Annotated in this window: 20 protein-coding genes and 2 pseudogenes; 8 read left to right on the forward strand and 14 right to left on the reverse strand. The window is 60.3% G+C overall.

Annotation, left to right across the window (positions count from 1 at the left end):
* Positions 1 to 52: 52 nt before the first annotated feature.
* Positions 53 to 1,018 carry an alpha/beta fold hydrolase gene (locus LMG28727_RS32635; protein ID WP_201646436.1) on the forward strand — a complete coding sequence of 322 codons (966 nt, stop codon included), beginning with the start codon at positions 53 to 55 and terminating at the stop codon, positions 1,016 to 1,018.
* A gap of 145 nt (positions 1,019 to 1,163) precedes the next feature.
* On the forward strand, positions 1,164 to 2,150 hold the full coding sequence (locus LMG28727_RS32640) for an alpha/beta fold hydrolase (RefSeq protein WP_236592536.1): 987 nt from the start codon (positions 1,164 to 1,166) through the stop codon (positions 2,148 to 2,150).
* A gap of 82 nt (positions 2,151 to 2,232) precedes the next feature.
* On the opposite strand, the gene LMG28727_RS32645 is transcribed toward LMG28727_RS32640, so the two are convergent.
* The 7 genes from LMG28727_RS32645 to LMG28727_RS32680 form a co-directional block, all read right to left on the reverse strand.
* Positions 2,233 to 2,622: a surface-adhesin E family protein gene (locus LMG28727_RS32645; protein ID WP_201646437.1), complete on the reverse strand. Its 390-nt coding sequence runs from the start codon at positions 2,620 to 2,622 to the stop codon at positions 2,233 to 2,235.
* Positions 2,623 to 2,694: 72 nt separating this feature from the next.
* Positions 2,695 to 2,970, reverse strand: coding sequence for a hypothetical protein (locus LMG28727_RS32650; RefSeq protein ID WP_201646438.1), 276 nt, complete (start codon positions 2,968 to 2,970; stop codon positions 2,695 to 2,697).
* Positions 2,967 to 3,344, reverse strand: a complete 378-nt coding sequence (locus LMG28727_RS32655; RefSeq protein WP_201646439.1) for a response regulator transcription factor — start codon at positions 3,342 to 3,344, stop codon at positions 2,967 to 2,969. Before LMG28727_RS32655 ends, LMG28727_RS32650 begins: the two co-directional genes overlap by 4 nt.
* A gap of 338 nt (positions 3,345 to 3,682) precedes the next feature.
* Entirely contained in the window at positions 3,683 to 4,450 is a 768-nt protein-coding gene (locus LMG28727_RS32660; RefSeq protein ID WP_201646440.1) for a bestrophin-like domain, read from the reverse strand.
* Positions 4,451 to 4,599: 149 nt separating this feature from the next.
* Positions 4,600 to 5,112 (reverse strand): hypothetical protein, encoded by a 513-nt coding sequence (locus LMG28727_RS32665; protein WP_201646441.1) that lies wholly within the window; start codon positions 5,110 to 5,112, stop codon positions 4,600 to 4,602.
* A gap of 137 nt (positions 5,113 to 5,249) precedes the next feature.
* Complete coding sequence (locus tag LMG28727_RS32670) at positions 5,250 to 5,747, reverse strand: hypothetical protein (RefSeq protein ID WP_236592538.1); 498 nt, start codon at positions 5,745 to 5,747, stop codon at positions 5,250 to 5,252.
* Between the two features lie 120 nt (positions 5,748 to 5,867).
* Positions 5,868 to 6,665: a DUF2092 domain-containing protein gene (locus LMG28727_RS32680; RefSeq protein WP_201646442.1), complete on the reverse strand. Its 798-nt coding sequence runs from the start codon at positions 6,663 to 6,665 to the stop codon at positions 5,868 to 5,870.
* A gap of 401 nt (positions 6,666 to 7,066) precedes the next feature.
* Between LMG28727_RS32680 and LMG28727_RS32685 the strand changes: the two genes are divergently transcribed.
* Positions 7,067 to 8,146, forward strand: a complete 1,080-nt coding sequence (locus LMG28727_RS32685) for an HAD family hydrolase (RefSeq protein ID WP_201646443.1) — start codon at positions 7,067 to 7,069, stop codon at positions 8,144 to 8,146.
* Between the two features lie 81 nt (positions 8,147 to 8,227).
* Here the strand turns inward: LMG28727_RS32685 and LMG28727_RS32690 are convergent, their stop codons facing one another.
* Positions 8,228 to 9,229, reverse strand: coding sequence for a glycosyltransferase family 9 protein (locus tag LMG28727_RS32690; RefSeq protein WP_236592545.1), 1,002 nt, complete (start codon positions 9,227 to 9,229; stop codon positions 8,228 to 8,230).
* Positions 9,230 to 9,634: 405 nt separating this feature from the next.
* On the opposite strand from LMG28727_RS32690, the pseudogene LMG28727_RS32695 reads away from it, so the two are divergent.
* Positions 9,635 to 11,173, forward strand: a pseudogene (locus LMG28727_RS32695) (acyl CoA:acetate/3-ketoacid CoA transferase); the annotation flags it as partial.
* A gap of 12 nt (positions 11,174 to 11,185) precedes the next feature.
* On the opposite strand, the gene LMG28727_RS32700 reads toward LMG28727_RS32695, so the two are convergent.
* Positions 11,186 to 11,857 carry an amidohydrolase family protein gene (locus LMG28727_RS32700; RefSeq protein ID WP_236592542.1) on the reverse strand — a complete coding sequence of 224 codons (672 nt, stop codon included), beginning with the start codon at positions 11,855 to 11,857 and terminating at the stop codon, positions 11,186 to 11,188.
* Between the two features lie 20 nt (positions 11,858 to 11,877).
* Between LMG28727_RS32700 and LMG28727_RS32705 the strand changes: the two genes are divergently transcribed.
* Entirely contained in the window at positions 11,878 to 12,093 is a 216-nt protein-coding gene (locus LMG28727_RS32705) for a nuclear transport factor 2 family protein (protein ID WP_201646446.1), read from the forward strand.
* Between the two features lie 410 nt (positions 12,094 to 12,503).
* Here LMG28727_RS32705 and LMG28727_RS32710 read toward each other — a convergent pair whose 3' ends face one another.
* Both LMG28727_RS32710 and LMG28727_RS32715 read right to left on the reverse strand, forming a co-directional pair.
* Positions 12,504 to 12,917, reverse strand: a complete 414-nt coding sequence (locus LMG28727_RS32710; RefSeq protein WP_201646447.1) for a VOC family protein — start codon at positions 12,915 to 12,917, stop codon at positions 12,504 to 12,506.
* A 371-nt stretch (positions 12,918 to 13,288) separates the two neighbouring features.
* The gene (locus tag LMG28727_RS32715) at positions 13,289 to 13,762 is read right to left on the reverse strand and encodes a cupin domain-containing protein (RefSeq protein WP_201646448.1); all 474 of its coding nucleotides are present in this window, start codon (positions 13,760 to 13,762) and stop codon (positions 13,289 to 13,291) included.
* A 111-nt stretch (positions 13,763 to 13,873) separates the two neighbouring features.
* Between LMG28727_RS32715 and LMG28727_RS32720 the strand changes: the two genes are divergently transcribed.
* Positions 13,874 to 14,833, forward strand: coding sequence for a LysR family transcriptional regulator (locus LMG28727_RS32720; protein WP_201646449.1), 960 nt, complete (start codon positions 13,874 to 13,876; stop codon positions 14,831 to 14,833).
* Between the two features lie 97 nt (positions 14,834 to 14,930).
* On the opposite strand, the gene LMG28727_RS32725 is transcribed toward LMG28727_RS32720, so the two are convergent.
* From LMG28727_RS32725 to LMG28727_RS32735, 3 genes are all read right to left on the reverse strand, one after another.
* Positions 14,931 to 16,280 (reverse strand): hypothetical protein, encoded by a 1,350-nt coding sequence (locus LMG28727_RS32725; protein ID WP_201646454.1) that lies wholly within the window; start codon positions 16,278 to 16,280, stop codon positions 14,931 to 14,933.
* 354 nt (positions 16,281 to 16,634) lie between these two features.
* Entirely contained in the window at positions 16,635 to 17,507 is an 873-nt protein-coding gene (locus LMG28727_RS32730) for a manganese catalase family protein (RefSeq protein ID WP_201646450.1), read from the reverse strand.
* Positions 17,508 to 17,960: 453 nt separating this feature from the next.
* Positions 17,961 to 19,082, reverse strand: a complete 1,122-nt coding sequence (locus tag LMG28727_RS32735; protein ID WP_201646451.1) for a sensor histidine kinase — start codon at positions 19,080 to 19,082, stop codon at positions 17,961 to 17,963.
* Positions 19,083 to 19,293: 211 nt separating this feature from the next.
* Between LMG28727_RS32735 and LMG28727_RS32740 the strand changes: the two genes are divergently transcribed.
* Positions 19,294 to 21,111: a sensor domain-containing diguanylate cyclase gene (locus LMG28727_RS32740; protein ID WP_201646452.1), complete on the forward strand. Its 1,818-nt coding sequence runs from the start codon at positions 19,294 to 19,296 to the stop codon at positions 21,109 to 21,111.
* Positions 21,112 to 21,396: 285 nt separating this feature from the next.
* Positions 21,397 to 22,040, forward strand: a pseudogene (locus tag LMG28727_RS32745) (ISNCY family transposase); the annotation flags it as partial.

Below are 22,040 nucleotides of genomic sequence, written 5' to 3' on the forward strand. Positions count from 1 at the left end.
CTGAATCGAGGAGCGTTCAGCGCACACGTCTGCAAGCGATGAGGGCTCCACGATGAAAGAGTACGACATCAGTACCAATGGCATCTCGTTGCATGTCACTGAACAAGGCGAGGGACCAGCCGTTATTTTTTGTCACGGTTTTCCGGATACGGCCTATACGTGGCGGCGGCAGATGCAAGCGGTGTCGGCGGCAGGCTACCGCGCCATCGCGCCTGATATGCGCGGGTACGGGCGCAGTTCCGCACCATCGGACCCAGCCTTGTACACGCCTCTGCAGACAGCCGGCGACCTGGTTGGACTGCTCGATGCGCTCGATATCCGCAGCGCTGTTCTCGTCGGTCATGATTGGGGAGCAAGCCATGCGTGGCAAGCGGCGCTGATGCGTCCCGACCGCTTCAAGGCGGTGTTCTGCCTCAGCGTTCCTTACGTGCCGCGCGGTGAGACGAGCATCTTCGACAAAATGCGGAAAACCGGACATCAGGATGATTTCTACATGTTCGACCAGATCCGCGCAGAAGCTGACCAGGCCTGGGCCGACGCTGCCGTGACCATTCCGGGAATTCTCTATTGGGCCTCCGGTTCTGCGCCGGCGAATGAACGGTGGAGTCCGACCGACCCCGCACGCAGCTTTCGCCGCGCGGCTCCCCGACCGTTGCCGACATGGGTCGCGCCCGATTACGTCGCTCATAACGTTGCGGAATTCCAGCGCACCGGCTTTCACGGCGCATTGAACTACTATCGGGCCGCTGAACCGTATTTCTATTTATCCGCTGCGTGGAAGGGGGCGAAAGTGACTCAGCCTTCATTCTTTATCTGGGGAAAGGCGGACGGTTTGAAAGAACTCTATTCGCTCAGCATCGACAGGATGCGCGCTGGCGCGCCGGGTCTTATCGATGCACTCGAACTCGACAACGTGGGCCATTGGGTACAACACGAAGCCCCTGATGTGGTCAACGCCCGTCTTGTCACGTTTCTGCGCACCGTCAGCCAGCCTGAAGCGAGTCAGACAGGCGTTTAATAAACCCATCTTGATCAGGTCACACGTTGCCATGCCAGCTACTTCTCGCAGCACCGCCAGCGGCACCGGGCACGAGGTTGGTGCGACCCAATCAGTCATTGCAGGATCGGATCGTCCCGACGCAGCCCGTCTGAACGTGCGAACTTTGGTCTCGCCGCGCCATACGACGTGCTATCTGGAGGCCGGTCCGGACGACGGGCCGTTAATAATCTTCCTCCATGGCTGGCCACAGATCGGGCTGATGTGGCGCGCGCAGATCGAGGCCTTTGCGTCACGCGGCTGGCGCTGTATCGCACCGGATATGCGGGGCTACGGTGGCTCATCTGCGCCGGCTGATGTCGGAGCTTATGCATTAATGGAGATCGTTGGCGATATGGTCGAGCTTCACGACCATCTGGGGGCTCGCCCGGCAATCTGGGTTGGTCACGATTGGGGAAGTCCCGTTGCTGCCGCTCTGAGCGCGCATCATGCGAACCGCAGCCGCGGTGTGGTGCTGCTGTCGGTCCCGTACTTTCCCGACGGGTTTGCGCTGCGTGGTCTCGTGCCGCTGATCGACCGCCAGCTGTACCCGGTCGATCGGTACCCGAACGGGCAGTGGGATTACTTCCGTTTCTACCAGACTCACTTCGACCAGACGGTTAGCGACTTCGAGGCCGATATTCCCGCCACGCTCGCGTCGATCTATCGGCGTGGCAATCCTGCTTCCGTGGGAATGGTTTCACCGACCGCGTCGATCACACAAAATGGCGGCCGGTACGGTTCGTCTCATCGTGCACCGCCAACCGCGTTCGACCCCGCGCTCTGGCCGTCCGCCGATTTTGACACGCTGGTCGGGGCATTCCGGCACAGCGGTTTTCGCCCGGCGAATGCCTGGTATCTGAACGACACCGCCAATATCGCCTACGCCCATAGCGCGCCCGACGACGGCCGCTTAGGTCAGCCGGTGTTATTCGTCATCGGTGAGTGGGACCCCATTTGCGATATCAATCGCGGCCGGCTCGGCGACCCCATGCGTGACGCTTGCGGAGACCTTTGCGTCACGAATCTTGCCGCCGGGCACTGGCTGCCTCTTGAGTGCAAGAACGAGATTGTCGAAGCCATCGTCTCGTGGCTTGGGTCCAAGCGGCTGTAAGCAGGGAGCCTGCTGAAAAGCAGCCTGGTCAGAATGAACCGGCTCGCTGCCTCACTCAGGCGAGCCCGCATCGTTCAAACGCTTACTGACAGACGCGTTCGAGCAGCTTCGCCATTGGGGTATCCGGAGCGACCGCCTGAAGTTCGTATTGTTTGCGCGAAAGCGACTGGATTGCCGTTCCTTTCTCGTCAAACCGGGCGAAGCTTCTGAGCGCGCCGGTTTTCTCTGCGCAGTTAAAGATAAAGTGATCCAGCCCGTAAGCGGTGGCAACCTTGTCGCCATCCTGAATCCGCGGCGTGCTGTTCACGGCTTTGGTCCAGACGTTCACTGTGTCACCCGTGCGCGCAATCGATGTCGTGTCGATATAAAACGTCGCGGTGGGGGTCTGGTTGATGACCTCCCATTTCGAGTCCGCGTAAGCGCCCGTTACCGTGACGAGCAGCGCGGCGCAAACCATTCCTTTCCTGAACATCTTCTGTCTCCATCATATTGGTTCGGCCAGCATGATAACGGCACTTGAGACACGGAAAATTAGCCGGAGCTTTCAGGATTCATGCGCCACGCCGAGGAATCGCGCTAAGTGATTGATTGGCAATGGAAAAATAGCGAAAGAAATTTTTCCGGCAACGCCTTCGCGGCCATCCGCCGACTGACTCGACGAAGACCATTTCGAACACCATTTCCGATCGACCGGTTCGCCGGTCCCGTCTTCGCACAGGGCGACAAGTGCCTGATTGATCGACTTTCGCAAAGCACGATGGTTAGCGATCGCGATGAGGTATTTCCCCGCACGGAGATTGCCGACACGGAGCGTCGTCACGGCGGCGAACCCCGCGATAGGGCCCGTGAAATCGCCTCCAGCAGATCGCTGGCGACAAATGGCTTGGTCAGCAATTCGAGACCGCCAGCATTGATGATTGCGTTGCGTGTCGCCTGACTGTCGTGCGAGGTGATGAATACGGCAGGAGGACGCCGACCACCCAATTGCTCATAAAATCGCGGACCGGATACGCCTGACAGTTGCACGTCCAGCACGAGGCAATCCGGCACGCGTGCGTCGTTCGCGCTCGCGAATGCCTCGGCACTCTCGAACGCCAGCGTGTCGAAACCCGATACGCGCAACAGGCGCTGCAAAGCGCGACGCATGCCGGCATCGTCCTCGACGACTACGATCAACGGTCTGGTATCTGTCATTGCGTGCCAACGTCCGATACGTCAAGTGTCGTGCGAGCCGAGCTTCGACGCTATCGGGGCGTGGGGCAATGCAATTGCCCTTCAGGGCAATGTGCTGCCGACGGCATTGTCAGATTCGCAAAACGGGATCAGCCCGCCTCATGAGATCGGCCGGCGAATCAGCATGACATTGATGCATTAGATCGGACCGGGGGGTTTTGATGGTTCACTCGCTCAACGCGAACTCAATGGCTATCTGTTTGTTTAGCCGGCCGGGCCACGATACCGCGCAGTACCGCCTGCTCGCGCTCGTTCAGGTCGACGTCGCCGCTCCCGATCACCGGCGATCCGGAGCGCTATCAGGGATTATGCAGAGATTGTGCCGTGCTAATAAGATTCTGCGGCACGACTCGAATAATGCCGTTGCGGGGGCTGTCGATATCCGCAATCAACATGAACGACAGCGACACCGTGATCGGCATGATTAACAAAAGACGGTTTCTGCCTTTGGAGATTTCCGCGCCATAACCGATCAGTCCATTGCTGAACACGCCGATCACGATCATCAGTATCCACGCTGCAACCGGCACCCGGTTCCACCATGCCGCCTGCGTGTAGCCCTGGGTGTTGATCACGTCGTTCATGCCCGCGACCGCAAGCGCGGTGACCGGAGTGGGTTGGGCGAGGGCGCCGTCTTTGGCCGCCGTCCACAGACGCGACTCCAACTCCGCCGTGGCCGTGTCGATCTGCTCGACGCGTTGCGTGTCGCGGGTCTGGTAGAACTCAATGCGCAAGTGCAGGTATTGAGCGAGAAGCGAGCGGATCGCCGTACCCTGAGCGGCGGGCAGCAGATCCGCGCGGAGGAACTCGGTGCCGATCGCGTTGGCTTCCTCTTCCTCATAATTTTTGCGTTGATCGTAACGACCTACCGCCATGGACAGGCTGAATCCGATCATCAGCGCGAGCAACGTCAGCGTGGCTGACTGGACGAGCTTGTAGTCGTCTTTGGCGCTTTCGTGCAGCGGCATCCGCGACCTGACAATCGAACTGCCGATCCAGCCGGCAAGCGACATCAGGATGAGTGCGACGAAGAACAGAATGATGGGATGTCTAATCAAATCCTGCATGCGTCGCTCCTGTCGAGATCCGTTGCACGATGTTAGCGGCACGGCTGTTGCTTTTGGCTTATTTTTTGCTGCAAGGAGGTGCAAGAGGGCCGTCGCAACCGCACCAGCCGTCCGGTAGGTATCATCAGCCCCGCTTGGGTCCTGCGCGCTTATTCACGCGAGCCATTGAGCGGACCGAAGAAAATGGTCTTGAGCGTTCTGTGTCCAATCACCCGTGCCAATTCGGCGATCACGCAATACATCAGGATCAGCGTGACGAGCAATATCTGAATCGCCCAGAAACGCGGCCAGTTTATTTCGGTGATGAGTTTGTGGTTGGCGACAATCAGGCTTGGCGCGTCCTTCCAGTAGTCGTACAGCCGCTCCAGAAAATGGACCACCAGCGCGACCATAGCGTACATCAGGGTTTTCCACAGGACGTTCCAGATCAGCGGCTTGTCGGGGAAGCGGTTGATGAACGGCAGCATATCCGCGACGAGGACCGATTTACCGAGTATCAGCGACGCGATCAGCACCGACCCCGAGGTCCCGACCGAAATGCCGGTACCTTTGATCATCAAGGCCCGAATCAGCGTGACGACGTGGAGAATGAAGAAAAAGAACAGGGTAGGCGGGAGGGCCTTCATGAGTTCATGTTTGATCTTGCCGGGCAGCGTGCTCATGATGAGATCCTCCCGTTTCACGGGCGGCTAAGGAAACGGCTGCGACTGTCAACGCAAAGCTGCCCGACAGGCTTCCGCCGCGCTCGCAAGCCTGTGCCTGTCAGCCAACGCCGGAAACGCGACGACCGGGCAACCTGTCAGTACGGCGCGCGTACCACGACGTATTGCGGGCCCTGCGGCTGATACCAGGTCGTACCGCACTGCTGATAGATCATTCCGCCATAGTTCACGGGGACGCAATTTGCGGGAACCGTGCGCACCATCGATCCGATGACCGCCGACGTGACCGCGACCGTCGCCGTGACCGCGGCGGCAGTTGCTACCGGGTGGTAATAGTCGTCCCAGCCGCCATGGTGGTAGTCGTCGTGATGATCGTCATGATGGCCGTCGTCGTGATGGTCTCCGCCGTGGTTGTTACCGTTGCCGCTCGCATTCACGTTGACATTGCGATTGACGTTCACGTTGTTCACGCTGCTGTTGCGAACGTTGTTCGTGCGGGGGTCGGCATGGACATTGTTCATCTGACCGCCACCGCCGTGAAATCCGCCACCGCCTCCACCGTGAGCTCCGCCACCGCCACCACCACCGTGAAATCCACCACCACCTCCACCGCCGCCGTGTCCGCCTCGCTGCATATGCCCTCCGCCCCCGCCGAATGCAAGCGCACCGGTTAGCGGCGCTGCGCAAAGGGCGGCACCAAGGGTCACAAGAACCGGAAGCAAGGTGCGATTTCGCCAAAATACGGTCTTCATGGCTTACTCCCGTTTTCCGCCAACCGGAACAATCTCGATCTTCTTCGCGCCCGCTGGCGGCCGGAACGTGAACACGGAGTCTTTAAAGGTCGGGGACATGACCCAGTCGATGATCGACACCGACTGTGGGCGCGCATCGTCATCCCGCCGCGTGATCACCAGTTTGCGCGGCAACGGTTTCTCGCCGGGCGTGATCCAGATCTGCCAGTCGATATCCTTCTGGCGGAACGCGTAATGGTTGGTTATATCCGAGCCGATATAGTCCTGGCCCGCGAACATCGCGGATTCGAACTGGTCGGTCGGTGCGTCGGGCGTGCCCCAGACAAACAGATCGGAAAGCGGAAACTCGACGCCGTAACGCTCGTGTAGCCGCGCGACCAGCGCCGCGAGACTGTCGTCGAACGCCACCGTCGAGTAGTACTTCTGTTGCGGCACATAGAACGACACGGTTTTGCCATCGTAGAAGATTTCGTGTTCGCTCCTCGCCGTTCGCATCACGGCGCGTACCCGGTGTGGACGGTCGACATCGAGTTGCGCGGTGGCGCTGTGCTGGAGTTTCTGGCCATCGTCGAGAACGCGCTCGCCGATCAGATCGACCGACACGCTAAACCGTTTGAGCGACTGAAGATGCGCGCCCATTGTCTTAAGCGCCTGGATAGCAGCCGGATCCACCGGATTGGCGGGACTGCTCGCCGCAGTGGCGGGGCTGCTTGCGGCAGCGTCCGACGCCGTTTGCGCCTCGACATGAGGCGCGACCACCGTTCCGGCCACCATCAGAATGGCTAAAACGCTTCGCTTCATTGTGCTCTCCCCATTCGTGAGAGAAACGCCTCGTGAATCTGAAGGCGTGTCGGCGGCAGATGCATCCGGGTGTTCGCGATGCACTCGCGGAACCTAATGTAGTTGCCGTCGGCATGAAAGGGAAGGGCGAAGTTGAATATTGCCCGAAGGGGAAATCGGTCTGCCCCAACTACCTATGGTGTCAGCGTAGCTTCTGTGGGAAAAACGCCCAGTGGCTCCATATCGCTGCACGAGAGGCCGCGAGCGGATGAACATGCACGCCGAACACGACGCGATATCCTGCTTGCAAGTCGAATGGACCTGTCGGCTGTAGTGAAGCACGCTTGCTACATCACCTGTTTCATCGACCAATGGCACTTGGGAGGCGTGGATCAGATTCCTTCCAGTGCGCGAGGATAACAATGCGCTTCTTCGGATCTCATGCACGGATACAGCAGGTGCCGCGCTGCGTCAGCGGCTTCATTTTCTGCGCGTGCGCGCTGCTGAGCGCGTGCGCGACCCATGAACCACCGGCCGCCACATCGCAACAGCCGCCGTCTATCCAGCAACTGGAAGCGGCGTTGCCTTCGTGGCAGAAAGGCGCGGCCCGCGCGGCCATCGTCAAGTTCATCGCCGATGTGACGCGCGAAGGGTCGCCGACTTATGTGCCGCCGGAAGCGCGTATCGCGGTGTTCGATAACGACGGTACGCTGTGGAGCGAGCAGCCCATGCCGTTCCAGTTGTCGTTCATGATCGAGCAATTGAAAGCGGCCGCGCCGCAGCATCCGGAATGGACCCGCAGTCCGGCCTACAAGGCGCTGCTTGCGAACGACACCGCAACGCTCGCCAAAAACCCCAAAGCGCTGATGCAGATGATCGCGGTGGCCAACAGCGGCATGAGCACCGACGAATACGACAAGTCGATCCGTACGTGGCTCGCCAGCGCGAAACATCCCGTACTCAATCGTCCTTACACCGCTCTTGTCTACCAGCCACAGCTTGAACTGCTCCATTTGCTGCGGGCGAACGGCTTTCGCGTGTGGATTGTTTCGGGCGGCACCGCCGAATTCATGCGCGTGTGGGTGAATGAGGCGTATGGCATTCCGCCCGAGCAGGTCGTGGGAACGCAGGAGAAGCTCAAGTACGAAATCCGCAACGGCAGGCCGCTTCTGATTCGCCAGCCGGGCATTGATTTTGTCGACGACGGCCCCGGCAAACCTGTCGGTATTTTTCGCTCGATCGGTAAGCGTCCCATTCTCGCGTTCGGTAATTCTGACGGCGATCGGGAAATGCTCGAATACGTCGCGAGCGGTCCTGGCGAAACGCTGGCATTGCTGCTGCATCACGACGATGCCGATCGCGAGTTCGCGTATGACAGGCAATCGTCGATGGCGCGGCTCGACAAAGCCTGGGACGAAGCCAACCGCGAAGGATGGGTCGTCGTCAGTATGAAGGAGGACTGGACGACCGTTTATCCCGCCACGGCCAGCGCGAAGCAATGACCCTGCGCCGTGAAGAGGTGGCGCGAGCGATCGCGGCATGGACTGTCGATACCCGCATCCGGAACACCGACACGCCGATCGCTATTCAAACAGGGTGGCTTCGACACTCCAACCATTCTGCTGCGCGCGTTGAGGAGTTGGAAGAGCGCTAGTCGCTGTCTGCGTCAACTCGCGACAATACTCGACTACCGCGGCTGCGACTCTCTCGGGCGCTATAGCATTGATATCGTGTTCCGAGAAAACGGGCCGCATCTTCGAGTTCGAATGGAGTCGCCACTCTGGCTTTATGTCACAGAAGATCGCGACGCCAGGCTTTCTCAAGGCTGCTGCGATATGCATTAGCCCGCCGTCCGCTCCGATAAAAAATGAGCTCTGCTGGATCAGTCCGGCCGCTGCAGTGATGGTCGGCAGATCGATGTGCGGTTCGACCTCGCCGCAATCCGGTTGAGCGCAAACTGTTTTCACGGTGTCGAGCGCTGTGTCGCCTGTTCCAATCAGAACGAATCGCGGCGCCGGCATATGCTCAGGCCAGTTCGAAGAAATCAGCCAGATAAGCTGTGCCCAATTTTCGTATCGACGGCGCTTGTCACCGCCGCCCACGGCGACTGCAATACTGAATCGCTGCGAGGGTAAAGGCCGGTGCGGGAGCCTCAATGCCGGTTCGACCGGGCCCGGGCCGCACGTACTGAAGACGCGCGCAATCTGCTCGTAGGCGAGCTGAATCCTTGAAAAGCGCTCATCCTTGCGGTGCGCCATGATCGACAGCCACGGCGTGAACGGATGATATTGAAGCTTCTTGAAAATGGTTCTGGTCGTCAGGCTCTGAACAATCACCATGTCGTACCGTGCGTCGCAATCGTCCAGCGAACGGGACACGCGGCGAAATCGGTCATCGTCGACGAAAAGCTCGATCGGGCCATGCGGCATGCATAGATCGATGGATATGCGCGGGTCTATCAGGAATCTCTGTGACAGGTCCATGATGGCGTCGCCGATCGTCGCCCAGTCGTAATACCACAGCAGTTTGCTGGTTTTTTGCGGTGCGTCGCTGGCTATCAAAAGTTGCTGCCCACTCAGAAGCATCAACACGCTGCGTTTGATAGCGGATAGGGACGGCGCACGCCGAACCGAAAACATGGTCTCTAAGACTTTGCACCTGACACGTGCCATTGACTTCCCCGGACGAAGCACCTGGTTATATTTTTAAGGCTGGCGAATTATAACGAGGACGCTCCCCGGCTGGGCAGTTGGCGAAGCTTTCCGACCGGTTCAGAAATTTCAGTTTATTTGGCGGTCACCCCGTTGCCGCTACGCGCCCCAATGCTGCTACGCGCGTCAATACATCCTCTGGTCTATTTGCCGTGGCATTCGAGTTGCCAGGTAATTCTCATCTAATTCAGCGTTTCTACAATTCCGGCTGATGATGCGTCCGGCATCTCCCGACACTGATCCTCCGGCGCTCACGGAACCCGAAACGGAATAGCCACGATGAAAGACAAAATCAAAACTGCCGACGAAGCCATCGCGTTGATCCGCAATGGGGACGTGGTGGGTTGCTCCGGCTTTGTCGGAACGGGTACGCCGGAGGAATTGATCGCGGCACTGGAGCGTCGTTTCTTCACTACCGATGGTCCACGTGACCTGACGCTCGTTTTCGCGGCCGCGTGCGGCGATGGCAAGGAGCGCGGATTGAACCGGCTCGCCCACGAGGGACTGGTACGTCGTGTCATTGGAGGCCATTGGTCGCTCGTTCCCAAGCTCGCGAAATTGGCGACGGACAACCGCATCGAGGCCTACAACCTGCCGTTGGGAACGATGTCTCATCTTTATCGCGACTCCGCCGCCCACAAGGCGGGCACCGTCACCAAGGTAGGGCTCGGGACGTTCGTCGATCCACGCCAGGACGGCGGCAAGATCAACGCGCGGACGACCGAAGATCTCGTGCGCGTCATGGAAATTGACGGAGAAGAGTGGCTCTTCTACAAGGCCTTCAAAATCAACGTCGCGCTGATTCGCGGCACCACAGCCGATCCCGAAGGCAACATCACGATGGAGCGCGAGGCCCTGCTGCTCGACGCTCAGGCGGCCGCGATGGCAGCGCGAAATTCGAACGGCCTCGTCATTGCGCAGGTGGAAAGAATCGCCTCGAGCGGCTCGCTCGATGCACGACGCGTGGTCGTTCCCGGCACGCTGGTCGACTGCGTGGTGGTGGCGCCTCCAGCGACGCATCGGCAAACCTATGCCACCGATTACAACCCGGCCTATTCAGGCGAGATCCGCGTCGCTATCGACAGCCTGCCGGCACTCGAACTCAACGAGCGCAAGCTGATAGCGCGGCGCTGTGCGTTCGAGTTGCCTCTGGGTGGCGTGATCAACCTTGGAATCGGCATGCCGGAGGCCGTCGCGGCAGTCGCTGCGGAGGAGCGCATACTCGATCAGTTGACGTTAACTGCGGAATCCGGCGTGGTCGGCGGCATGCTCGTGGGCGGCCTCGATTTCGGCGTCGGCATCAATACGCAGGCGCTACTGCACCAGAATCAGCAGATTGATTTCTATGACGGCGGCGGCCTCGACCTCGCGTGCCTCGGCATGGCACAGATCGACCGCGCCGGCAACGTCAATGTCAGCCGGTTCGGTTCTCATCTTGCCGGCGCCGGCGGGTTTATCAACATCAGCCAGAATGCGCGCCAGCTGGTGTTCGCCGGAACCTTCACCGCAGACGGAGACGCCACCCGTGCCGAAGGCGGCCAACTGCGCATCGTGGCCGAAGGGCGTACGAGCAAATTCGTCGACGCGGTTGAGCAGATCACCTTCAACGGACCGCTTGCCGCGGCAAAGGGGCAGTCCGTGCTGTACGTGACCGAGCGCTGCGTATTCAAGCTGCAGCCCGAGGGGCTACAGCTGATTGAAGTGGCGCCCGGCATCGACATCGAACGCGACGTGCTCGCTCATATGGCATTTCGCCCGATTATCGGCGACGTGGCGCTGATGGACCCGCGCATCTACCAATCGATGCCGATGGGTCTTGCCGGCTGAGATTCATTTACCGCTCAAGTGCAGCCCCCGTGGCATCCCGAACACTCTGATCCAGACCCAGCCACGCCGCCGCATTTCTCCATCGCAACGCTTCCTCCACGCGATTGCCCAACCCCAAAGACGCCACACGCGCAGCGGATCGGTGTCCATGATCGCGAACGGATAGTCGGTGCCGATCATCACGCGATCGTCGCCGACTGTGTCGATCAGCGCGCGAATCCCGACCGCACTGTACAGCAGGTCGTCGTAATACAGCGTGCGAGCGGCATCTCCAGGCGCTACGGGAATCGCATCGCGCAATGCGAGCTGTCGCTCCCACGCGAACTGCATGCGTGGCAGCAAGGTCTGGATCGATCCGCCACCGTGACTCAGCGCGATGCGCAAGCGGGGAAATCGCGTGGTCAGGCCACTGGTGATGATAGACGCCGCGGCTAGACCGATCTCGCCTGGAAAGGCAACGATCTGCTCCAGCGACGCGGGTCCGACCAGCCGATCCATGCCGGCCGGCCGCAACGGATGCACGAAAATCGCCGCGCCCAGCGCTTGCGCAGCTTCGAAGAAAGGCCAGAAGCGCAGGTCGCCGATCGGCACGCCGTTCACATTGCTGCCGACTTCGATACCGGCAAGCCCCAACTCGCCGACGGCAAACTCAAGTTCTTCGATCGCACGCTCCATGTGCTGCAGCGCATCTACGGATGGTCGAAAAGCAGATCCGCTTTCTGGATGCAAGCCGCGAGAAACTCGACGTGCGGGTCTACGGCGGCCTTGCTGTCGCAACCGGACCTCTGGCCCAGACCATTGAAATGAAGGAATCGTCACAGCGCATTGCCATGCACATCATGACCACTCAGGTATGGGCGCAACGTGATGGTGCCTGGCAACAGGTCAGCTTCCAGGCCACCAACTTATAGATTGACCGCCGGGGGACGGGAGGCGGCTGGCGGTAGCTTGACGCCTTCGGAAGCGGCGCGATCATGTCGGCGCGGGCGGGGGCCAGGCTCGACATGATGCGGGCATGGTAACTGACGCTGCGACCGACGTTACCGGCGGCGACAGCGCGCACAATGCGGCCCGAAACACGGCGCTGCGATGTCTCCTCGGTGGCTGTGCGCGTTGTTCGCTGCGGCACCGCGCCGCAGAGCTTTTCGCCAGACGATGAGCACGGGTGCCCCCGAGCAGATCCAGATCGCGCGACGACGAGCAGTGTCGAAGAGGGGACCGGTGCATTGCCCGACGATCGCGCTGAGGTCGCTACGCGACTCGCTTGCCACCGCACGCGATCAATAGACGCGCATCTCACCGGCCATGCGCGTTATCTCGCCTATGCCGGCGCGTTCAGGTCGAACTCAATCCGAATTCCACCCGGTTCGTAAATCATCATGTGACGCTTCGGCCCCTTGCCGAGCAGTTCCGGCGCGAATTCGACCTTCACGCCAGGCCACTTCGATGTGCGCTCGTAAATTGTATTGAACGCGTCTTCATCGGTAGCGCGGATCGCCAGATGGTGCAGTCCGATATTCGCCTTGCGGTCGAACTCCACGACGGGCTCTTCGCTCCTGCGTTGCCACAGCGTCAACAGCGTGTGTCCATCCGACACGAAAACCGCCGGATACTCCGGTTTTTCCCCGACTTTTTTCCAGCCAAGACACTCGATAAAAAACGCGCTGGTCGAGTCGATATCCTTAACGGTAAGACCGATATGATCGATGCCCGAGGTGAGCGAAGCCGTGCCCATGCCATTCTCCTTAAGAAAGTTTGACGTCGACGCAAGCGGCTGACTGCCGCCGCGACGCAGTCCTGTTTTGACTGATCGACTCAATGCACGCCCGGTCTGCTTTACGTTACACGCGTTGCCTCATCACTATAGTCTCGCGGTGGCGAGTTTCAACGCCAGTCCGACAAATACCCTGTTCGCGAAACGGTTGAGGCCACGCTGTACTTGCGGCGAACGCAGCAGCGGTTTTCCGTTCATGCCCGAACATAGCGCAATAAGGCGGGACACCATGAGACTTGCAACGATGACCACCAATCCACGCGTGATGATCTGCAGCCCACGATGTCCACGGCTTGCAATGACGAACCGCGACAACCATCAATGTCGCTAACTCAGCCCGCGCGCGCGGCGGTGGGCGGCAGCAACGTCAGGCCAAAGTGCGGTGCGGCGTCGATCATTCGTTGCTTCGCAGCGCTGGTTGGCGGTTCGCTCTCGAACGGTGGCGTCATGACTTCAGAGACGGTTTCCACAAATTTGTCGAAGCCGGCCGGCGCGCAGATCGCCAGATAGTGAGCCGTGCGTTCACTGCGATTGATCAGTTGATGCGCGGTGCCACGCTGAAGCAGCACGGTTTCTCCCGCGAATAACGTGAGCCGCGTGCCTTCGATATCGACATCGAGTTCTCCGTCGATCACATGGATGGTTTCATCTTCGTGCTGATGTCGATGCATGGGCGTCGCGCGCCCCGCCGGTGAAAATATTTCTATCATGCAGTACGATCCGGCTGACTGTGCGCCGGAGATCAGAATGCGCGCGCGCGATCCGCCGAAATCGTATTCGACGGGAAGGGTATTCTTGGCATACATCGGAATTCCTTTTGAGCGGGTTGTGTCGAAACCCAATTTACCGCTTTACGCACTGGCGTTTGATCTCCCGTGAGCCGTTTCATTGATGACTGAATGTCGGGAATCCTGTCGATGAAGAACCTTAGCCAGTTTCTCAATTTCGCCGCGGTCGCAACGCATGGAAGCTTCGCGCAGGCGGCTCGCGAATTGAGTCTCGCCCCGTCGTCGGTGGCGAAAAGCGTCGCACGGCTCGAACAGGACCTCGGTGTGCGGCTGTTTCATCGCACGACGCGTTCGGTGCAACTGACCGCCGAGGGACAGCGTCTTTTCGCGAAGTGTTCGAGACTGCTCGACGAGATCGAAGCGCTGGATCTACGCAGTGTCGGCGCCAACGATACGCCGACGGGAACCTTGCGCATTGGCGCGCCGATCGGCTACGGCACGCGCGTCATGCTGCCGGTACTGGCGAATCTGCAGCAGCGCTTTCCCGCACTCGATATTGATTTAAGACTGTCCGACGAGCAGGTCGATCTGGTCGCGCAACGGCTCGATGCCGTGATCCGCTTTGGCGCGCTGCGCGATTCGAGCATGATCGCGCGGCAGGTCGACTCGCAAGATCTCCTGCTGTGCGCGAGTCCCGCGTATCTCAGTGCACACGCGCGAATTCGCCGGGTCGCGGATCTGAGCCACCACACGTTGGTTGCGTTCCGCATGCCGACGACGGGCCGCGACCGGGCGCTCGAATTCTCCGAACGCGGCAAACCGGTCACGGTCACCCCGTCGTCGCGCTTTCGCATTAATCACGGCGAAGCGTTGGTTGAAGCTGCGTTGCGCGGCGCCGGCCTGACGCAGACGCCCGCCTTCATTGTGCGCCAGCACCTGGAGAGCGGCGCACTCGTCGAAGTATTGCCGCAGTGCCGGCCCGCACCGCTGCCGGTCAATCTGCTCGTACCGGGTGGGCGAACGCGGACTGCGCGCATCCAGGCGTTGATCGACGCGCTTGCGGCGGGTCGCTCCGACGACGCACCGGTGGCCAGCACGAAGACCGTCAAGCTGCGCAACGGCTCAGACCGACGTTCGGGCGACCGCTAAAAGCTACATAGGGACGATGTTATTGCCCGTCTCGCGATTGATTAGCCAGGGGACACAGTGCCGCCGCTGCGGAGTTCCCACGGGCTAACCATCCCCATCAGAGCGACACGATCTGGCGCAACAGTTCCAACGCCTTCGCCTCGTCCAGCCGGCCAGTCCGTGCCTTGCCTGCAAGGGTCTTGATCAGCGCCTCTGCGATCGGTTCAATACCGATCAGATCGTCCAGGCTAGTGACAGAAGCAGAACGACGCGGCTCCGCGACGAACTCGGTAAACGGAGTTGGCGCAGGCTGCTGGTGAGAAGCGGGCGTCGGGACATCTTTGTCAGCAGGTTGCCTGAGCGCAAGATCGGCGGCAGGCGCGGGTGCCGGCTCCTGTTGCTCCACGGCTTCCTTCGTCACGGCAGTGCTGTTGTTGCGCTCTGACTCAGACCCTTGCGGGTGAACCTGCCGATCGCTCGCGGTTTTGGCTTTCTTGGTCGTGGACTTCTTTGCCACTACCGTTTCCGGCTTTGTCGCGGCGGGTTGCTCCTGCTGACTGGAGGCAGGCCGACCCGATTGCGGATCGAGCAGCGCCGACACCGCTTCAGGAATGTCCGTTACCACACGCGGAACATCTAGCCAGCCTGATGGCAGTCCAAGGCGTTCAGTGAAACGATGAGCTTCGGCGTCGTCCATGCGCTTCTGACCATACAGACGGTTGTCCAGGTTGGAGGCGCTGATATCCACCACCGCGGCGAGTCGCACCTTCGATCCCTTGCGGGAGGTGAGGACGTGCAGGTTGGCGCGACGGAGGTTCTGCACGGCCGCCTCGTCGTTCAACGGCAGGGATTGCTGAGCCCCCCGTTTCATCGGCGCTTTGGCTTTCGCCGACGCGGCTTTCGATGAAGACTCAGTGGCTGACTTTGCCGGTGCAGGACTGTGCTTCACGACGGTCTTTGGCGAGCCGCCATCCATTTTCTTTGGCATTTCTGGTTCCTTGGGCAAGCGGTCAGCAGGCGTGCGGTGGTTCGCCAGCGTTGAAGGACCATGCTCGTCCGCCAATTCGGGTTCGGCGTTTGTGTGGACGAAGTCAAGCGGCGCCTTCAGACGACTGATGGTTTCGGGTGTGAGGGCAGGGTTGGGCTGGTCGAAAAAACCGTCGGGCAACCCGAGCGTCGTTTCAATGTGAAAGGCCGTCTCGGGGGTGAATCTCTCACCGTTGATCAGTTCGGCCACGCGCGACAGGTTCGAATCGAGTCCCAGTGCGATGTTCTCCGCGCCAACCGCATCGACCAGCCATTTGAACGAACGCGTTTTGAAAATGGATGCGGTCTGCCCCGGATCTCGGGCGGGTGGGGATTTTACATACGGTTTGTTTTGTCGGTGGGATGTCGTCTTTGAGGGCTGGCGCGATTGACGCGCGCCCTTGTCCCGAGATCCCGGATATCGCCCATGTGGCTGACTCATAAAGTGGGGCTCTCCGCCGGTGAAATCACTATCAATGCGGACGATTATAAGCGAGGGGAGTGTGGCAACCGACCTGTCGAGTGCCGCCCGTATGCGGCATCGGACATAAGTTCTGCAGTCGGCTTCTTTCATGACCGGACTTCTGGTGGTCAGTGATGAAAGCGCCCTTGTTGGCGTTTGCGGTCAGTCGTCGCGAGCCACGTGCGGCAGTTCGCGCTTGAGTACGGCCGCACACCCCGCGGTGACTTGAATGACGGCAACGGGTCGTGTGTTCGCAACGCTGTAGGCCCTTGCACACAATCGGGTGGCTTGGAAAACGCGGCCGTTGAGACAGCCGCGTCATCGCCAACAACGTCAGACAGTCTGACCCGCGCCGAGGTCCGCACCTGTTGTCGGATCGGAGGTCGCATCCGACGCAGTTCTCGATGCCATCGCCTGCAGCACCTCTACATCACGCTGCGATACGTTGACTGAGGCCAGTCCATCCCCACCGTCCACCGCCGGCTCTGGAGACTCGACGAACTCCCAATCCGGACCCTCGTTCCACGGTCCGCGCGGCGCATCATCACCTTTTGACATGTTGTAGTACACGCTCGTGTATTGCGGCACACCCGGCAGCTTGCCCTGCGGGAAGTTAGGTTGAATCGAATGCAGTGCCTTCTCGAACGATTTCTGGTGAGCAATCTCTCGCGTCATCAGAAAGCCGAGCGTTTCCTTGATATCCGGATCGTCGGTGACGTTGATGAGCCGTTCGTAGACAATCTTTGCGCGCGCTTCGGCGGCGATATTCGACCGCAGATCAGCCGTGGGTTCGCCGATCGTGTCGACATAGGACGCGCACCACGGTACGCCGGCCGAATTGGTCAGCGCCGGGCCACCGCCATAAAGCAACGCCGTCGTGTGAGAATCGTTTCCGCCGCCTGTCATCGATCGATAAAGCTCTGCCTCTGCCTCCACGGCTTCGGCAAGTTGGCCTTTGGCACTCTTGTTCAACATCGCCACGATGGACCCGATGATCTCCAGATGACTTAGCTCTTCCGTTGCGATATCGAACAGCAGATCCTTCCGGCCCGGATCATCTTCGCCGACGGCCTGGGTGAAATACCGGCAGGCGGCACCGAGTTCTCCCTGAGGGCCGCCGAACTGCTCTAGCAGCAGATTAGCCAAGCCCGGATTCGGCGCAGCGACGCGCACGGTGTACTGGAGGCGTTTGTTGTGAATGAACATGAGACTTCTCCGGTTGCTGGCCGAAGCAATTCCATGCGGATGCCAAGGTGGACCCGTTATGTCCCCGTACCCGCCAGAATCGCGTACGACCATGAATCAACCCGGACAGCGGTGCAACCGAATGGTTGTCCGCACCCAACGATGGGCGCCCGGCTCTCAGAGCGGACGCTCTGGCGGATGCATGGCGAAAATACCGTGCATGGCAACGCGTTGCCAATTGTCATGCCGCATGGGTTGTGCCCAGCACGCAAAATCGCGCTGCCTGACTGACCCTATCCCGCCAACACCACAGCCTCGCGGGGTAATGGGCGATATGGCATGCACGCTTCCTGAGCTCGACCGAGCGCTGCGCCCCCCTGTGCAGAGCAATTATTTACACGGGCGGGGGCGGGGGCGGGGGCGGGGGCGGGGGGAGGGGACAGTCCTGACTTCCGGCGAGCGCCCGATGAAACATTAGCGGTTGCGTGGCAGCCGTACCGAGAACGCCGTTTCCCCTTGTTCGGAGCGAACGTCGATTTCGCCTCCATGGGCCTTCACAATTTCGCGCACGATATACAGCCCGAGCCCGAGGTGGCTGTCTTCCTCGTATTTTTCCTCATGGTCCGCGCCGCGCTTCAGAGGCTCGAAAATCTGTTCGATGTCTGCCGGCGCAATTGCAGCGCCGTTATTCGCGACAACGACGCGGACATCGGCATCCTCGCCAGTCACACTGACACGCACTGGCGTGTCCGGCGCACCATACCTTATTGCGTTCAGCACAAGATTTCCGAGCATTTGCTGCAGACGCTGACCGTCCCACACCCCTCGACATTCGCCCGCTATCGCCAGCCTCAGGCGACGGTCAGGATGTATCGTACGGAGTTGGTCCAGTTCGTCGCCAAACACAGCCGCAAGGTCGACCTGCGTCGGCGCTATATTGATGCCCAATCCTAGCTTGGTCCGGTTGAAATCACACAGATCGTCCAGGAGGGCGTGCATTCGGGCGCCACTTCTGATCAACCGGCTCCCCGCGCGCGTCACATTCTCTCCGGCATTCAGGGCGACAAGATAGGAGGCGGTCATCTGAATCGTTTGAAGCGGGCTGCGCATGTCATGTCCGAGCATTCCGAGTAACAGGTTACGAGCCTGCTCAACCTGGGCACTAAAATGACCTAGCGACTCAGCGAGGGCCTGGTCGATCGCCTCATTGAGCCGGATGACATCGTCCATATCCAGTTCGTCGCGCGGGCACTCGTCCATCCACAAACGCAGAATGCTCGCGCGAAGCGCGCGATACTCCGCTGCCAGTTGCCTGATGTCGAAGCCGCTTCGAGCCCGCAGAATCGCATGCGTTTGTGCCGCAGTCTCGGGAGCATCGATCAACCGAGGTGCGTGCCCCTTTGATTTTTCGAATTGTGCTTCCCTCGTCTGGGCCGTTGAGAGATCCTTTGCGACCGCCTGCAGGATCTGCTGCGCATGGTCGCGCAGAGCGGGCGATTTCATGTTTGCCGCAGCGGGCAACAGGGTGGCAGCAAACGCCTCCCACTGCGCGACGATCGCTTCCATGTTCTGCAAGATGAAGTCAGCTAGCCGCATTTCTGCCTCGCACGTGGCACATCGCCCTGAACTGGGCCGGTTCTACCAAGCTCATGTTACGCGGAATTTTCTCGCCAGAACCTCGGGTGCACCGGTTGCGTCGGAGGATTGCCCAGCGAGGGGATAGAATCAATCCTCCTAAATTCGTGGCAGTCGGCGCCGTTAAACAGGTCGTTGCCTCGCTTTGCAATCTCGTACGGAATGCATTCCCATGGTGGCCAGTACATTTTCCGTTGAAGACGACATGGTGTCTGCGTCGCTCGCGCCCAGCAATCTGGCCGTGCCGGCGGCTGACCCACACTGTCAGACATTGACCCGCCTCGCGCGGACTCATTTCAACGTGGATACCGCATTAGTCACGGTATCTGACGCTCATGGACAGCGGCTTCATGCGTTCCACGGCTTAGCGCCTGATCTGTTGCCGCCGAATCTGTCCGCTCCGTCATTGCATGCGGTTTCGCCAAGGGCGAAAGTGGTCGTCGTGTCAGATACAGCGGACGACGAGCGTTTTGGCGGCGGACGAAGTGGCAGCGCCGCACGCTTGCCGCGCTTTTACGCCAGCTGCGAGCTGACGGACGATGACGGGCGCCACCTGGGCGCGCTGACCCTGCTGGATAAATTGCCTCGCACCCTGGATGACACCCAGCGGAATTTCCTGCGCGAACTGGCAGGGCTGATTGCCCACGGACTTGAGCGCGACCGGTCACTTGCCACGCTGCGTCAGCGCGTCGAAGAACTCGAGGCCAGCGGGGAGCTCATGAGTCTGGCGCTTGCCGGCAGCGAAACCGGCACCTGGGATCGCAATGTTCTCACGGGCAAAATCGACTACTCGGCCGCCTGGAAATCGATGCTCGGCTACGCGGAGCACGAAGTCGGCAACCGCATCGAAGACGCCTATCTTCGCGTGCATCCAGACGATCTCGCTTATGTGCAGGCGACGATGCGAAGCCACTTCGACAACAAAACCGACAGCTACATGGTCGAGCACCGGATTCGCTGCAAGGACGGCAGCTACAAATGGATCTGTAGCCGCGGCAAGGTCGTCAAGCGCGGCAGCGCCGGTCACGCACTGCGCATGGTCGGCACATCGACCGACATTACTGCGTTGCGGGAGACAACCGCGCAATTGCACCAGTCCATCGAGATGGTCACGAATCTGACCAACGAGGTACCGGGCATGGTCTTCCAGTACAGGCTGATGTCCGACGGGGTGGCTTCATTCCCGTATGCGAGCGACGGCATTCGCGACATTTACGAGCTGACGCCGCAGCAGGCAGCAACTAGCGCGCATACGATCGACGCACTGATCGATGCGCGTGATCTGGGCGCGTACCGGGAATCGCTTCAAGCATCGGCTGCGAGTCTATTGCCGTGGCACCTGGAATATCGCGTGCAACTGCCGCAACAAGGCTTGCGTTGGCGACAAGGCGATGCACAGCCGCGACGGCTGGACGACGGCAGCACGCTGTGGCACGGCTTCATCACGGACGTGACCGATCGCAAGCGCATCGAGGCGGAGTTACAGGAACTGGCAACCGTCGATTTCCTGACGCAACTTCCCAATCGCCGCCACTTCATGGTCCAGAGCGAGGCGGAGTTAGCGCGCATCCGGCGCGCCGGCAGTAGCGTAGCGGCCGTGCTGATGTTCGATCTGGACCACTTCAAGGCGCTCAACGACCGCTGGGGACATGCAGTTGGCGACAGAGCGCTCAGTCACTTCGCTGCGCTGCTGCGCGCTGAAGTGCGGCCTGGCGACATCGTAGGCCGGCTCGGCGGCGAGGAGTTCGCGATGGTGCTGCCCAATACCGGTACCGATGCGGCTATCACACGTGCAGCGCGAGTCCAGCAGCGTATCTCGCGGACTCCCATGCTGCACGGAGATGAGCCGATCCCGATGACCGTCAGTATTGGCATCGATATGATTCGTACGAGCGACGTCGGCGTCGACCAGTCGCTATATCGCGGCGACACGGCGCTGTATCGGGCGAAGGAGCGGGGAAGGAATCGCATCGAGATTTATAGCGGCTAGGTCCGTCATCGGACGTCGCTCGATTCTGCGTTGACGCTGAAGATGAAGAGCGGCGTGGCGAGGATAACGGCGGGCATGGCCATGCGGGGTGTCAGTCGAGTCATTTGGGCATCTTGCTTAAGGACATCGAATAGTTGATTTGACATAATATAAATTATCAACATTTTGCTTGTCAGAGCTTTTTAGAAATGTCCGGTTCTGGCTCATTAGAAATGTCCGGTTTCCTGCTCCGGGCTGACTGCTGTGGTGCATGCTGCGGCAACCCAGCCAGCCCGGAGCCAGACCATGAACGGACGTGGATTCATCACGATCAGCATGCACGAGCTCGAGCGCGTGAAGATCATCGAGGCAGTCGTCCAGCATCGCCTGACGATCGTGCTGGCGGCTGAGCGGCTACAGCTGTGCGAGCGTCAGGTCAGCCGGCTGGTGCGGCGCTACGAGGCTGCCGGACCGGCCGGGCTCGTTTCGGCGCGGCGTGGCCAGCCGAGCAATCGCGAACTGCCGGTGGATCTGCGGGCGCGGGCCATGGCGCTGGTGCGTGAACGCTACGCGGATTTCGGGCCGACGCTGGCGTGCGAGAAACTCGCCGAATGTCATGGCGTGGTGCTGGCGAAGGAAACCGTGCGGCGCTGGATGCGTGAGGCCGGGTTGTGGATTCCGCGCAAACAGCGGCCACCGAAGCTGCATCAGCCGAGAAACCGCCGCGCGTGCCTGGGCGAAACTGGTGCAGATCGACGGCAGTGATCACCGGTGGTTCGAGGAACGGGCGCCCGCCTGCACGCTGCTGGTGTTCATCGACGATGCAACGGGCCGGCTGATGGCGCTGCACTTTACCGCGACCGAATCGACGTTCAGCTACTTCGAGGCGATGCGCGCGTACCTCGAGCAGCATGGCAAGCCGGTTGCGCTGTACAGCGACAAGGCCAGCG

Source organism: Paraburkholderia metrosideri, assembly GCF_904848625.1.
Classification (GTDB): domain Bacteria; phylum Pseudomonadota; class Gammaproteobacteria; order Burkholderiales; family Burkholderiaceae; genus Paraburkholderia; species Paraburkholderia metrosideri.

Excerpts from the sequence above, each read along its gene's own strand:
- LMG28727_RS32635 (WP_201646436.1), top strand. The coding sequence starts at position 53 with ATGAAAGAGTACGACATCAGTACCAATGGCATCTCGTTGCATGTCACT.
- LMG28727_RS32645 (WP_201646437.1), bottom strand. The coding sequence starts at position 2,622 with ATGTTCAGGAAAGGAATGGTTTGCGCCGCGCTGCTCGTCACGGTAACG.
- LMG28727_RS32655 (WP_201646439.1), bottom strand. The coding sequence starts at position 3,344 with ATGACAGATACCAGACCGTTGATCGTAGTCGTCGAGGACGATGCCGGC.
- LMG28727_RS32660 (WP_201646440.1), bottom strand. The coding sequence starts at position 4,450 with ATGCAGGATTTGATTAGACATCCCATCATTCTGTTCTTCGTCGCACTC.
- LMG28727_RS32665 (WP_201646441.1), bottom strand. The coding sequence starts at position 5,112 with ATGAGCACGCTGCCCGGCAAGATCAAACATGAACTCATGAAGGCCCTC.
- LMG28727_RS32670 (WP_236592538.1), bottom strand. The coding sequence starts at position 5,747 with ATGCAGCGAGGCGGACACGGCGGCGGTGGAGGTGGTGGTGGATTTCAC.
- LMG28727_RS32680 (WP_201646442.1), bottom strand. The coding sequence starts at position 6,665 with ATGAAGCGAAGCGTTTTAGCCATTCTGATGGTGGCCGGAACGGTGGTC.
- LMG28727_RS32685 (WP_201646443.1), top strand. The coding sequence starts at position 7,067 with ATGCGCTTCTTCGGATCTCATGCACGGATACAGCAGGTGCCGCGCTGC.
- LMG28727_RS32690 (WP_236592545.1), bottom strand. The coding sequence starts at position 9,229 with ATGCTTCTGAGTGGGCAGCAACTTTTGATAGCCAGCGACGCACCGCAA.
- LMG28727_RS32700 (WP_236592542.1), bottom strand. The coding sequence starts at position 11,857 with ATGGAGCGTGCGATCGAAGAACTTGAGTTTGCCGTCGGCGAGTTGGGG.
- LMG28727_RS32705 (WP_201646446.1), top strand. The coding sequence starts at position 11,878 with ATGGTCGAAAAGCAGATCCGCTTTCTGGATGCAAGCCGCGAGAAACTC.
- LMG28727_RS32710 (WP_201646447.1), bottom strand. The coding sequence starts at position 12,917 with ATGGGCACGGCTTCGCTCACCTCGGGCATCGATCATATCGGTCTTACC.
- LMG28727_RS32715 (WP_201646448.1), bottom strand. The coding sequence starts at position 13,762 with ATGTATGCCAAGAATACCCTTCCCGTCGAATACGATTTCGGCGGATCG.
- LMG28727_RS32720 (WP_201646449.1), top strand. The coding sequence starts at position 13,874 with ATGAAGAACCTTAGCCAGTTTCTCAATTTCGCCGCGGTCGCAACGCAT.
- LMG28727_RS32725 (WP_201646454.1), bottom strand. The coding sequence starts at position 16,280 with ATGAGTCAGCCACATGGGCGATATCCGGGATCTCGGGACAAGGGCGCG.
- LMG28727_RS32730 (WP_201646450.1), bottom strand. The coding sequence starts at position 17,507 with ATGTTCATTCACAACAAACGCCTCCAGTACACCGTGCGCGTCGCTGCG.
- LMG28727_RS32735 (WP_201646451.1), bottom strand. The coding sequence starts at position 19,082 with ATGCGGCTAGCTGACTTCATCTTGCAGAACATGGAAGCGATCGTCGCG.
- LMG28727_RS32740 (WP_201646452.1), top strand. The coding sequence starts at position 19,294 with ATGGTGGCCAGTACATTTTCCGTTGAAGACGACATGGTGTCTGCGTCG.